Source organism: Corynebacterium striatum, assembly GCF_016728105.1.
GTDB lineage: Bacteria > Actinomycetota > Actinomycetes > Mycobacteriales > Mycobacteriaceae > Corynebacterium > Corynebacterium striatum.
Window position 1 is genome coordinate 1,990,627 of sequence record NZ_CP068158.1, and the last position, 12,264, is coordinate 2,002,890.

Here is a 12,264-nt window from a genome sequence, read left to right on the forward strand (position 1 = left end):
TGTAATCAGAATGTCATTTGAATGAACTATTCGTTAAAGGGTGGGGCGCCGCGCGCTTGACGACGCCCCACCGAAAGCCATCTCCTCAACATAGGACCTCACCTTGCTATGGGCTATTCTTGTCAGCGTGAGTGAGCAGAAGAATTCCCCCGAAGTAAACGACGTACCCGAGCAGCTGCGCATCCGCCGCGAAAAGCGCGAGCGCCTGCTGGACTCCGGCGTTGAGGCCTATCCAGTAACCGTCGACCGGACGATCTCCATGCGCGACCTGCGCCACGAGTTCCAGGTCGTTGCTGAAGGCGAGGAGCCTGGAACCGAGGAAGGCGTTACCTACCTCACCGCGGGCGAGGAGACTGATACCGAGCACGCCATCGCCGGCCGCCTCATCTTCATGCGCAACACCGGCAAGCTGTGTTTTGCCACCCTGCAGGACGGCGACGGCACCCAGGTGCAGGCAATGCTCTCCCTGGCTGAGATCGGCGAGGAGCAGCTCGCTGCCTGGAAGTCCGACGTGGACCTGGGTGACTTTATCTCCGTGCGTGGCCGCGTCATCGCTTCTCGCCGCGGCGAGCTGTCCATCATGGCTACCAAGTGGACCATGGCCGCAAAGTCGCTGCGCCCGTTGCCGGTTGCCTTCGCGGACATGAATGAAGAGACCCGCGTGCGCCAGCGCTACAACGACCTCATCGTGCGCGAAGAGGCCCGCAAGAACGCGATGACCCGCGTGAAGGTCATGCGCGCCCTGCGCAACTACCTGGAGGACCAGGGTTTCGTGGAGATCGAGACCCCGATGCTGCAGACCCTGCACGGTGGCGCGGCTGCTCGCCCGTTCGTCACGCACTCCAACGCGCTCGACATCGACCTCTACCTGCGTATCGCGCCGGAGTTGTACTTGAAGCGCGCCGTCGTCGGCGGCATTGACCGCGTCTTCGAGATTAACCGTAACTTCCGCAACGAGGGTGTCGACCGCTCGCACTCCCCAGAGTTCGCCATGCTCGAGACCTACGCCGCATGGGGCGACTACAACGACTGCGCCCGCACCACCCGCGAGTCCATCCAGGCGGTTGCTCAGGCGGTCTTCGGTTCCCACAAGGTCACCTTGGCCGACGGTACCGAGTACGACTTCGGCGGCGAAGAGTGGCCGGAGATCGAAATGTACCCGTCCCTCAACGAGGCCCTGCAGCGCAAGTTCCCAGGCCAGCCTGAGGTCACCATCGACACCGACGTTGAGACCCTCAAGGGCATCGCCGACGTCATCGGCCTCGACGTCCCAAAGAACGGCGGCTGGGGCCACGGCAAGCTCGTCGAGGAGATCTGGGAGGTGCTCTGCGAGGATCAGCTTGAAGGCCCAATCTTCGTCAAGAACTTCCCGGTCGAGACCTCCCCGCTGACCCGCCAGCACCGCTCCATCCCGGGCGTTACCGAGAAGTGGGACCTCTACGTCCGCGGCTTCGAGCTGGCTACCGGCTACTCCGAGCTGGTTGACCCGGTCATCCAGCGCGAGCGCTTCGAGGATCAGGCTCGTCTGGCCGCCGGCGGCGACGATGAAGCCATGGTCCTCGACGAGGACTTCCTGGCCGCCATGGAGCAGGGCATGCCTCCGACAGCCGGTACCGGCATGGGCATGGACCGCCTGCTCATGGCCCTGACCGGCCTGGGTATTCGCGAGACGGTCCTCTTCCCAATCGTGAAACCGGAAAAGTAGACGGTCTTAGCAGGTTGGAATCTCGGCTGCGGATTCCGAGTTACCCCGATAAAAGACGGCATAGTCGGTGTGCTTGCCGGCGGGGTAAAAGCCGGTGAGGTCACCGGAGTTGGAAGTGTCTTTGCTCACAAACCCGATCTTGAACTTACGAAGTGGTGGGCGTGTCACCTAACGTGACACTTCGTGTCTCAAGAATCTAATAATGCAGCTAGTTCGAATCGTGTGTCCCGCGACGTAGTTATCAACCTCTCGATTTTGGTCCTAGGGGCCATGATCATGATTCTCAATGAGACTTCCTTGTCTGTCGCCTTGCCCGCGATCATGGCGGACTTCAGTATTCCTGCCACCTCTGCGCAGTGGTTGACTACCGGTTTCATGCTCACCATGGGCGTGACTATCCCGACGACGGGTTTCTTGCTTGAGCGTTTCACAACTCGCCAGATTTTCCTCGCCTCTACCGGGATGTTTCTTGCCGGTACAGTCATTGCAGCGCTGGCGCCAGTCTTCATCGTCTTGCTTGCTGGCCGCGTGGTGCAGGCTGCCGGAACAGCATTGATGATTCCGACGCTGATGACAGTAGCGATGACGCTAGTGCCACCACAGCGACGTGGCTCAGTAATGGGAATTATCTCTATTGTCATCTCGGTTGCGCCAGCCCTAGGCCCGACGGTTGGTGGCGCAATCCTCAATGCCTTGAGCTGGCACTTCATCTTCTGGGCAATGGTTCCCTTGGTGGCTCTTATTCTGTTTGCCGGTGTGATCAAGCTGGTTAACGTGGGCGAGAACCGCAACACCCCGTTGGATCCATTCTCTGTGGTGCTTTCGGTCCTAGCTTTCGGAGGTTTGGTGTATGGCCTTTCCTCCATCGAGAAGATGCTCGAAGGAAAGGGCATGGTGGAGATCATCGTTTCGGTGGTCGGCGTCGTAGCGCTCATCATCTTCACCCGCCGTCAGATGAGCCTGGCAAAGGATAATCGTGCGCTGTTGGATCTGCGCCCGTTCCGCGTGCGCAACTACACCATCGCGGTGGCCATCATGCTCATCTCATTCGGTCTGATGCTGGGCTCGGTGACGGTGCTGCCTATTTACCTCCAGACCTCCGTGGGTGTTTCCGCCCTAGTGACGGGTCTCGTGGTGATGCCCGGCGGTTTGTTGCAGGGCATCATCTCTCCGTTCGTGGGCCGTATTTTTGACGCGCGTGGTCCGCGGCCGCTGATGATTCCGGGCGCCATCCTGCTGGTTGCGGGCCTGTTCTTGATGACGACTCTCGACGCCGAATCCCAGGTGTGGATGGTTGTTGCCATGCACGTCACCTTTGCCTTGGGCATGGGTTTGATGATGACGCCGCTGATGACCACGGCTTTGTCTTCGCTGCCGCATGAGCTTTACTCGCATGGCTCGGCGATCATGAACACCCTGCAGCAGCTCGCGGGCGCGACGGGAACGGCATTCTTGGTTGTATTCCTGACTCGTGGCACCGTGGCCGGCATGCAGTCGGGAATGGACGAGGCCGCCGCGATCGCGCAGGGTGCCCACTGGGCTTTCCTGTTCGCCGGCGCGGCGTCGATTGTGGTGCTCGTGCTGGCGCCGCTGCTGCGTCCGGTCCCGCAGGACTAACAGGGGGAGAGGAACTCTGCGCGGGTGGAGAGGATACGCGGGTTGCCACCCAGGCGGGAAGCAGCGTAGCACAGCGCATCGGTGTCGAAGCCATAGTCGATGACCACCGGGTAGACCTTGCCCTCTGCTACCTCGCCGCGTAACGACGGGCAGATTCCCGGGTTGTAGTACTCCGCGCCGGGGTTGTTAGCAACAGATCGTTGGATTTGCGGAAGGGCCTCTGCGGGGCTGTTGGCCACGACGGAATCGACGATCAGCACGCCGCGGCCGTCGCAAGCAACGGCGGAAGGATTAAATCCAGCGGGCAAGTCCGAGCTGGAATCTTTAGTTGCAGGCGCCGTGTATTCCTGCGTGACCGTCTGCTCCACGGTCTTGGTCATGGTTGCAGTTTCTTCAGATTTCTCGCTCTCAGTGCGTTGGCTGCTTTCTGAATTCTCATCCTCTTGCGAGGTGCTCCCAGTTGCAGGGGCTTCGGCAAGTGGGGCTAGCTGGGACTGCGCATTTTCTTTGGCACCGCCCAGCATTCGCATGGCCAGAACACTGCCGCCAACCAGTGCAATTAGTGCTAGGACTGCGACGGCAATCGCGATGTAGATGCTCTTGTTTTCCTGCGAATTATCCATGGCCGCTGCTCCTTTAGGCGCACAATTGCATCTTTAGGCGCGCGTTTTCCGCCTCTGTGCCCCAGATAATGAAGGCGGACTGGGTGCCAGGTACTGCCATGTAATAGGTCGGCTCCTCGGCGTTCGGGGCTTCGAAGCTCTGGATGGTGCACTGGCCATTGGAAAGCTCGGTTGGATCAGGAGGCAGGATGGCGTCGCGGGCTTCCACGGATTCGTAGGAGGCGACGGCATAGCTTAAGTCGTCGCCCTCACAGGTGATCTTCGCCAGCTGGCCTTCCTCCGGCTCGCGGTGGTGGCACTTGGTATCGCCGTAGCCGGAGGTGCCGCTGCGCGAGCCCAGCAGTCCAGGGTAGGCCTCTGCGAGGTTGCTTTCATCATCGTTCCAGCCCGGGTACTGGTTGAAGAAGAAGATGCCGGCGGCGGCGAGAACGACCACTGCCAGTGCGGCGCATAGCGCGATGAGGCCGGTCTTCTTGCCAGAGCCGGACTTCTTTTCTGCAACCGGTGCAGCAAATCCCGCGCCGTTTGGTTGGCTCTGCATCTGCCCCTGCGGCTGGCCTTGCTGGAACCCCTGCTGGTACTGGCCTCGCTGCATCATCGGCTGCTGCTGCGGCATGTACTGCGGTGGCATCTGCTGCTGCGGGGCCTGCTGCGCTGGCTGAGGCTGCGTCTGCGGGTGGGTTTGCTCGCGGGGTGCCGCAGCTTGCGGGCTGGCGAACTGGGAAGCAAAACCTGCGGCTGCGGCACCAGCTGCTCCCGCTGCAGCGGTGCCGGTGGAAGTAGAGGCGTTACGCAGGGCGTCGATAACCGTGCCAGCTGAGTTGAACTGGGAATTTGGCTTGAACTCCGGATGTGCAGACTTAATGAGCTCCGCAAAGCGCTGCGTGACCTGCTCAGCGGTGACGTTGCCCACGCCCGGGCCTGCCGCACACAGCACCGCATTGCTGCGCGAACCCGTAACCATGATGCGGCGTGGATGCAGCGCATGCATGGCAAAGCCCGTCTGGTTGTTCTGCAACAGGTAATCCACTGCCTCGGACAAAGGAGTAAAAACTGAAAGCGCCTCGGTCTTGGTGAGGTGCTGCGCGCCTAGGCCAGAGCCGGTGAAGGTAGAAAGTGGCTCGCCGGAAAGTGCGGCGCGCACCAGAAAGTCCTGGCCCTTTTCTGTGGTTCCGGTGCCGACGAGCGGGGCGATGGAGCGATGGTGGACGTCGGCAAGCACGGAGGCTTGCTTAACCGCACCGCGGTGGTTGGCCTCAAAAAGCTCGACCGTCATTGGCTTATTAGAGGAGTCCACGACACCGAAAAGCGTGGAGACCGAGGATTCGTCCATTACGGAAAGCTGACGGAGTTGATGCTGAGTAGAGAAGAACTCAGGGAGCTTTTTCACAGGGATTCATCCTTTTGAATAATGGTTTTGGGCCTTTTCGCATTTAAGAGTAACGGCAACCGAGTCAAACTCCAGTAGCGAGGTGTAAAGAAACCTTCTGAAAGGCCTGTTCGCTACCGGCGTACAGTGCCCTGAGCTGGGAAAAGGTGCCTTCTGGAGAGTTGGTTCTAAAAACCGTGAATTGCATGTCCAGTCGGCGCGTTAGAGTGGGTGACACATTATTAGCGAAAGCATAGAGGTATAAGGCAATGTTCGAGAGGTTTACCGACCGTGCCCGCCGCGTCATCGTCCTGGCGCAGGAGGAAGCACGCATGCTCAACCACAACTACATCGGCACCGAGCACATTTTGCTCGGCCTCATCCACGAGGGTGAAGGCGTTGCCGCCAAGGCACTGGAGTCCATGGGCATCTCGCTTGAGGACGTCCGCCGCGAAGTAGAGGAAATTATCGGTCACGGCTCCCAGCCACACACCGGGCACATTCCGTTTACACCGCGCGCGAAGAAGGTGCTGGAGCTTTCCCTACGTGAGGGCCTGCAGATGGGCCACAAGTACATCGGTACTGAGTTCCTGCTGCTGGGCCTCATCCGCGAGGGCGAGGGCGTGGCAGCGCAGGTACTTATCAAGCTTGGCGCTGACCTGCCGCGCGTTCGTCAGCAGGTTATCCAGCTGTTGTCTGGTTACGAGGGCGGCAATGGTGAAAACGACGGCCAGTCCCAGGGCGGGCCAGTCGGTGCTGGTGCCGGCGCGGGCGCAGGCCTGGGTGGCCGCACCGCACCGTCCGGCGCGGGCGAGCGCTCCAATTCCTTGGTTCTTGACCAGTTTGGTCGCAACCTGACCCAGGCCGCCAAGGATGGCAAGCTCGACCCAGTTGTGGGCCGCGATTCCGAGATTGAGCGCATCATGCAGGTGCTCTCCCGCCGTACCAAGAACAACCCGGTTCTCATTGGTGAGCCTGGTGTTGGTAAGACCGCAGTCGTGGAGGGCCTGGCTCTCGACATCGTTAACGGTAAAGTCCCTGAGACCCTCAAGGACAAGCAGCTGTACTCGCTTGACCTTGGTTCTTTGGTTGCGGGTTCCCGCTACCGTGGTGATTTCGAGGAACGCCTGAAGAAGGTCCTCAAGGAGATTAACCAGCGCGGTGACATCATCCTGTTTATCGATGAGATTCACACCCTGGTCGGCGCAGGTGCAGCAGAGGGCGCAATCGACGCCGCTTCGCTGCTGAAGCCGAAGCTGGCCCGCGGTGAGCTCCAGACCATCGGTGCTACCACCTTGGACGAGTACCGCAAGCACATTGAGAAGGATGCCGCGCTGGAGCGTCGTTTCCAGCCGGTCAAGGTCGACGAGCCTTCCCTGGATGACACCATCCTCATCCTCAAGGGCCTGCGCGATAAGTACGAGGCACACCACCGCGTTTCTTACACTGACGAGGCTCTGAAGGCTGCGGCCTCCCTGTCTGACCGCTACATCAATGACCGCTTCCTGCCGGATAAGGCCGTTGACCTCCTCGACGAGGCTGGTGCCCGCATGCGCATTAAGCGCATGACTGCTCCGGAAGGCCTGCGTGAGGTCGATGACCGCATCGCTGAGGTCCGCCGCGAGAAGGAAGCGGCTATCGACGCCCAGGACTTCGAGAAGGCAGCCGGCTTGCGCGACAAGGAGCGCAAACTCGGTGAAGAGCGCGCTGAGAAGGAAAAGCAGTGGCGCACCGGCGACCTCGAGGAAATCGCTGAGGTCGGCGAGGAACAAATCGCTGAGGTCCTGGCACACTGGACCGGCATCCCTGTGCTCAAGCTGACGGAGAAGGAATCTTCCCGCTTGCTGCACATGGAAGATGAGCTGCACAAGCGCATCATTGGTCAGGACGAGGCAGTCAAGGCAGTGTCCCGCGCTATCCGCCGTACCCGCGCAGGTCTCAAGGACCCGCGTCGTCCTTCCGGCTCCTTCATCTTCGCCGGTCCGTCCGGTGTTGGTAAGACGGAACTTTCGAAGTCCCTGGCTAACTTCCTGTTCGGCTCTGATGATGACCTCATCCAGATCGACATGGGCGAGTTCCACGACCGCTTCACCGCATCCCGTCTCTTCGGTGCCCCTCCGGGATACGTTGGCTACGAAGAGGGTGGCCAGCTGACGGAGAAGGTTCGCCGCAAGCCATTCTCCGTGGTTCTCTTCGACGAGATTGAGAAGGCCCACAAGGAGATTTACAACACCTTGCTGCAGGTTCTCGAGGACGGCCGCCTTACCGACGGCCAGGGTCGCATCGTGGACTTTAAGAACACGGTCCTGATTTTCACCTCAAACCTGGGTACGCAAGATATCTCTAAGGCTGTGGGCTTGGGCTTTAGCGGTTCCTCCGAAACGGATAGCGATGCTCAGTACGAGCGCATGAAGAATAAGGTCAACGACGAGCTGAAGAAGCATTTCCGCCCAGAGTTCCTCAACCGTATCGACGAGATTGTGGTCTTCCACCAGCTCACTCAGGAGCAGATCGTTGAGATGGTCGAGCTGCTCATTGGCCGTGTGGAAAAGCAGCTGGCAGAGCGCGACATGGGCATCGAGCTGACCCAGAAAGCTAAGGATCTACTGGCAAAGCGCGGATTCGATCCAGTCTTGGGTGCTCGTCCGCTGCGCCGTACCATTCAGCGCGAGATTGAGGATCAGCTCTCCGAGAAGATCCTCTTCGGTGAAATCGGTGCTGGTGAAATCATCACCGTTGACGTGGAGAACTGGGACGGCGAGTCCAAGGACAACTCTTCTGCGACCTTTACCTTCAGCCCGCGCCCGCGTCCGTTGCCGGAGGGCACGTTCGAGGAGGAACTCGAGGATGCCGAGGTACGCGAGGCTGACGAGGAGCTCATGGCAGAGCAGAACGACGGTCCTGATTCCATCACCAGCGATGTCTTGCCAGACCCAACCGACGATGATAACCCGCCAGCTGCCGGTGCTGGCCAGCCTATCTAGGCTGAACTAGACGTGGTGCCGCCCCTTGCAGGCGGCACCTTTGTCGTTTTCCCGGGGCAGCCAACTGCGCAGCCGCCCTAATTGCCAAATTGTGCCGAAAAATCAGACATTTCCGCCCACAATTTGGCAGTTGGGCTCATCTGGCGCCGACCAAGCCACCACTTCCCAAGGGGCAAGGGAAAGAACGCGATACAAAAAGCAGAACCTAGAGGCAGTTGGTGGGAGCAGGGAAGTCGTTGAAACGCGCCATCAAGTAGTCCAAGCCGCGCGGTACGGAAGTCATCATCGGGCCAGCGTGGCCCAGGCCCGTACCGGTGATGAAGGTGACGGCCGGGGCCGCCTCAAACTGGACGGCGCCGCCCATGCGGCAGTACTGGCCAGCCATGGTGCGTGCCTGCTCGTAAGGGATGAGGTCATCGGTAGGGGAGTTGGCCACCAGAATCGGGCCAGTCACCGGGTGCTTGCCCAGCTTTTGCTCCTCCAGCACGCGTGCGGCGGCCGGCTCGCGGGAAACGAGGTGGGCGAAGGACTCACCAGTCTTGGTTAGCTGGGAGGTGCGCGTAAAGCCCCAAGTGGCCATGGAATCACCGATGCAGGCGTCCGCGGCCGAACGCAGGAAGTGGATGCCGCGCTCGTTGAACTGCGGAATGATCGCGTTATAAAACTCCGGGCTGCGCTCCGCGAAGCCGTTGATGGCGTATCCCAAGACGTGGACGATACTCGAACCGTCCACCGCGTTCATCACCGCGAGCAGGTCAGCCGGCGGGGCACCAGCGTAGGTTCCCTTGATGTTGAGCTCGGGCGCATAGAGCGCCGCATACTCCGCCGCGGCCGCAGCAGCGCCGCCGCCCTGTGAGTAGCCTGCAAAGCCCACCGGGGAGGTCAAAGGCGCGCCGGAGAGCGCAAGGCCGGCGCGGGCGGCGTCGAGAACCGCGTGCGCTTGCTCAATGTTGTTGACATAAGAGTGGTGCCCAGGCGTGCCCAGCCCGATGTAGTCCGTGACCACCACGCGGATCCCGTGCTCAGCGGCCTGCTGGAAGAAAGGGTACTCATAGTTCATGTTCAACGTGGGCTGGCCGGCTGGGCCTAAAGCCAGGTTGCCCACCTGGCTGCCGGAGCGCGACGGCGCGCACTGGTCACCCTGGCCGCGCGTGCCCGGCGCGAACACGATGGTGGGGCGCTCGCCCTTGCCAGTCCACGGGCGCTGCGGCTCAAACACGGTTCCCGTCACCGGGGTGGCCACGCCATCGGAGCGGGTCGAGCCGTATGTGAAGGTGGTGGCGCGCGCACCCGTGGCAGACGACATCTGCGCTACGGGATGGCTCGCAGGGCGAGAGTCCATGACGGTGCCCGCGCCGGGCGCATTCACGCCAGGATTCGCCGGCGCTGAGACCGCACCGGTGTCTGCGGCGACGCCAGTGACGTCGGAGGTGTCCTGCGCTGGTTCGACGCCGAGTGCAGCAGGAACGGGGACGCTAAGGGCGGCGGTGAGTACCGCGGCCGCGATGAGACGAGGGAACTTCACGCACTAAACTCTAGCTGCCAGCGCAACTGGGGGTGCGCTAAAATTTGTCACCATGGGCATTCAATACCGTTCACGCAAGAAAACCGGCAAGAATAGCTGGATTAATATCTCCGGCTCCGGGGCATCCATGTCCACCAAAGTTGGGCCCGTGACCTTCAATTCCCGCGGCGGCATGTGGATCAACCTGCCCGGTGGCCTGAACTTCCGGGGTCGTTGGCGCTAAAGACCAGCGCTTTAGACATGCGAGAGCCAACTCCTGACTATGTCCGGATGGGTATCGAAGCCGACGTAATTCTGCGCTTGGGCATGTTGCTCATGGGCGCAGGTACGTCCGGCTACCGCGTGCTGCGCGGCATGAAGCGCGCGGCCCGTGCCCTGGGCTTCGACCGGCTCGACGCCAACGTGGGCGTTACGCAGATTACCTGCACCTTCCACAAGGGGCGCGCATTTCGCACGGTCGTGGCGCAGCAGCATTCACCGGCTGTCGACGCCTCCCGCATCGAGGCCCTCGAAGATCTCACCCACCATCGGCTGTATGCCGGCATTACCGCAGAGGAACTCGATGCTTTCCTCGACGACATCGAATCGCACGTCATCAAGCGCTGGAACGGCTGGGTCCTGGCTAGCGCTGCGGGCGTGGCCTGCGCTTCCTTCGCGGTACTTAACTACTTCCAGTCTTATGTGGTGCTGCTGGTTGCCTTGGCCGCGTTCTGCGGGCAGTTCACCCGCTGGGCCTTGCATCACAGGCATGTGCACCAGCTGGGTTGCATCGTTGCCGGCGGTGCGGTCTCGAGCATGGTCTACTTCCTCACCACGGAGGCCCTCGTGCTTATCGGCTGGGCGGATCCCGCCGAATTCTCTTCGGGCTACGTGGCGGCGGTGCTATTCCTCATACCAGGTTTCCCGTTGTTCTCCGCCATCATCGATTTGGCCCGTTTCGACTTCGACGCCGGCATGGCGCGCCTGAGTTACTCGCTCACCGTCATCATCGCGGCCACGTTCACAGTGGCCATGGTCAGCTGGTTCACCGAACTGACCCCAATCCCGCCTGCCCCAGCTCCTGACGCCACCTGGTACGCCGCCGCGGTAGTCGCCAGCTTCTCAGGCATCGCCGGCTTTGCGTTCCTGTTTAACTCCTCGCGCCGCATGGTGCTGGCCGCGGCCCTCGTGGGCACGGTGGCGAACATGGCGCGCCTTGGCATTTTATCGCTGGGCACCACGAGCTACTTCGCGGCATTCGTGGGCGGCGTCATCATCGGCCTGCTGGGCGCGCAGGTGGCTCGCAAGATGCATCTGCCGCGCATTACCACCACGGTCCCCGCCGCAGTCATCATGATTCCCGGCACCGCGATGTTCCGCGCGGTATTCCACCTTAACGCGGGCAACATGGACCAGTCGCTTTCGAACCTCGCCACCGCGACGATGGTCGTCATGTCCATCGGTTGCGGCCTCGTCTTTGCCCGCCTGCTCTCCGACCGGGATTGGGCGCTTGGCAGACTCATCGACTTCAGCCGCCCGCCGCACGACTCTAGGTACTAGAGCGTATTAAGCCGGCAAGTGGAACAGGCCCTGGGAATCTTGCTCCGCGAGGCCGTCGTTAAGCAGCGATGCCAAAGCCCTGGAACGCTGCGCTGCATCGGGCCACACCACGTCGATGGAACTTTGCGGCACCGGCCCCGATGCCCCGCGCAGCACGTCGAGGATGAGCCCGCGCACTTGGCGGTCGGTTCCCTTGAACTTCTGTATGCGTTTCTTTGCGCGCGTGAGCTCCTCCTCGCTGGGCTGCGGGCAGCCCGCGAGTTGCCACGCGCAGCCCGTGCGCAGCGGGCACTCCTCGCACTTCGGCGACTTCGCCGTGCACACGAGAGCTCCGAGCTCCATCAACGCGGCGGAAAAGCGTGGGCCATTTACCGCGGGTAGGAGTTCCTCCACCTGCGCCAACTCCTTCTTGGACGGTTGCGGCTGGAGGAACTGCCCATCCACGGCGCGGGCGTAGACGCGGCGCACGTTGGTGTCCACCACCGGCACGTTGCGCCCGTAATGGAAGCACGCCACGGCCCGCGCGGTGTACTCGCCGATGCCGGGCAGGGCCAGCAGCTTGGCGACGTCGCTTGGAACCGGGGCCTCACCAATCTCCTGCGCGCACTCCCACAAGCGCAGCGCGCGGCGGGGATAGCCGAGCTTGCCCCAAGCGCGCAGGACCTCAGCTCGGGAGGCCGCGGCGAAGTCCGCCGGGGTGGGCCAGCGCTCCATCCATTCCTCCCATACCGGAGCCACACGCGCGACGGGCGTTTGCTGGCTCATGACCTCGCTGAGCAGAACGCCCCACGCGGAGGTCCCGGGGCGTCGCCAAGGCAGCGGGCGTTCGGCGGAGTCGAACCATGTGAGGAGGGCGGCGGTATCAATCATCGGGAATCAGTGTAGGACAGCGGTGGTAGGGG

Annotated in this window: 10 protein-coding genes; 5 read left to right on the plus strand and 5 right to left on the minus strand. The window is 61.7% G+C overall.

All coding sequences use genetic code 11. The annotated features are described in order from the left end of the window. Nucleotides 1–127 precede the first annotated feature (127 nt). Nucleotides 128–1,705, plus strand: a complete 1,578-nt coding sequence (gene lysS / locus I6I72_RS09310; protein WP_034657100.1) for a lysine--tRNA ligase — start codon at nucleotides 128–130, stop codon at nucleotides 1,703–1,705. 6 nt (nucleotides 1,706–1,711) lie between these two features. On the opposite strand, the gene I6I72_RS13830 is transcribed toward lysS, so the two are convergent. Continuing rightward, nucleotides 1,712–1,834 (minus strand): hypothetical protein, encoded by a 123-nt coding sequence (locus tag I6I72_RS13830; RefSeq protein ID WP_005529866.1) that lies wholly within the window; start codon nucleotides 1,832–1,834, stop codon nucleotides 1,712–1,714. A gap of 54 nt (nucleotides 1,835–1,888) precedes the next feature. On the opposite strand from I6I72_RS13830, the gene I6I72_RS09315 reads away from it, so the two are divergent. Then, a complete protein-coding gene (locus tag I6I72_RS09315; RefSeq protein ID WP_049147068.1) occupies nucleotides 1,889–3,322 on the plus strand; it encodes an MDR family MFS transporter in 1,434 nt (477 codons plus the stop codon). Here I6I72_RS09315 and I6I72_RS09320 read toward each other — a convergent pair. Together I6I72_RS09320 and I6I72_RS09325 are read right to left on the minus strand one after the other, a co-directional pair. Further along, nucleotides 3,319–3,945, minus strand: coding sequence for a hypothetical protein (locus tag I6I72_RS09320; RefSeq protein ID WP_049147067.1), 627 nt, complete (start codon nucleotides 3,943–3,945; stop codon nucleotides 3,319–3,321). The two genes, I6I72_RS09315 and I6I72_RS09320, sit on opposite strands and share 4 nt — an antisense overlap. A 13-nt stretch (nucleotides 3,946–3,958) precedes the next feature. Next, a complete protein-coding gene (locus I6I72_RS09325) occupies nucleotides 3,959–5,335 on the minus strand; it encodes a hypothetical protein (RefSeq protein WP_049147065.1) in 1,377 nt (458 codons plus the stop codon). A 248-nt stretch (nucleotides 5,336–5,583) separates the two neighbouring features. On the opposite strand from I6I72_RS09325, the gene I6I72_RS09330 reads away from it, so the two are divergent. Next, nucleotides 5,584–8,298 carry an ATP-dependent Clp protease ATP-binding subunit gene (locus tag I6I72_RS09330; protein ID WP_049063873.1) on the plus strand — a complete coding sequence of 905 codons (2,715 nt, stop codon included), beginning with the start codon at nucleotides 5,584–5,586 and terminating at the stop codon, nucleotides 8,296–8,298. 205 nt (nucleotides 8,299–8,503) lie between these two features. Here the strand turns inward: I6I72_RS09330 and I6I72_RS09335 are convergent, their stop codons facing one another. Next, nucleotides 8,504–9,823, minus strand: coding sequence for a lipase family protein (locus I6I72_RS09335; RefSeq protein ID WP_065420843.1), 1,320 nt, complete (start codon nucleotides 9,821–9,823; stop codon nucleotides 8,504–8,506). Nucleotides 9,824–9,875: 52 nt separating this feature from the next. Here I6I72_RS09335 and I6I72_RS09340 point away from each other — a divergent pair, with 52 nt between their 5' ends. Together I6I72_RS09340 and I6I72_RS09345 are read left to right on the plus strand one after the other, a co-directional pair. Beyond that, complete coding sequence (locus tag I6I72_RS09340) at nucleotides 9,876–10,046, plus strand: DUF4236 domain-containing protein (RefSeq protein WP_005529875.1); 171 nt, start codon at nucleotides 9,876–9,878, stop codon at nucleotides 10,044–10,046. 47 nt (nucleotides 10,047–10,093) lie between these two features. Continuing rightward, entirely contained in the window at nucleotides 10,094–11,362 is a 1,269-nt protein-coding gene (locus I6I72_RS09345; protein ID WP_049147064.1) for a threonine/serine exporter family protein, read from the plus strand. A gap of 6 nt (nucleotides 11,363–11,368) precedes the next feature. Here I6I72_RS09345 and I6I72_RS09350 read toward each other — a convergent pair whose 3' ends face one another. Next, nucleotides 11,369–12,232: an HhH-GPD family protein gene (locus I6I72_RS09350; protein WP_193388485.1), complete on the minus strand. Its 864-nt coding sequence runs from the start codon at nucleotides 12,230–12,232 to the stop codon at nucleotides 11,369–11,371. Nucleotides 12,233–12,264 lie beyond the last annotated feature (32 nt).

What these genes read in the sequence shown, in the direction of transcription:
- I6I72_RS09350 (WP_193388485.1), bottom strand. Translation starts at nt 12,232, where the DNA reads ATGATTGATACCGCCGCCCTCCTCACATGGTTCGACTCCGCCGAACGC.
- I6I72_RS09330 (WP_049063873.1), top strand. Translation starts at nt 5,584, where the DNA reads ATGTTCGAGAGGTTTACCGACCGTGCCCGCCGCGTCATCGTCCTGGCG.
- I6I72_RS09340 (WP_005529875.1), top strand. Translation starts at nt 9,876, where the DNA reads ATGGGCATTCAATACCGTTCACGCAAGAAAACCGGCAAGAATAGCTGG.
- I6I72_RS09320 (WP_049147067.1), bottom strand. Translation starts at nt 3,945, where the DNA reads ATGGATAATTCGCAGGAAAACAAGAGCATCTACATCGCGATTGCCGTC.
- I6I72_RS09345 (WP_049147064.1), top strand. Translation starts at nt 10,094, where the DNA reads ATGGGTATCGAAGCCGACGTAATTCTGCGCTTGGGCATGTTGCTCATG.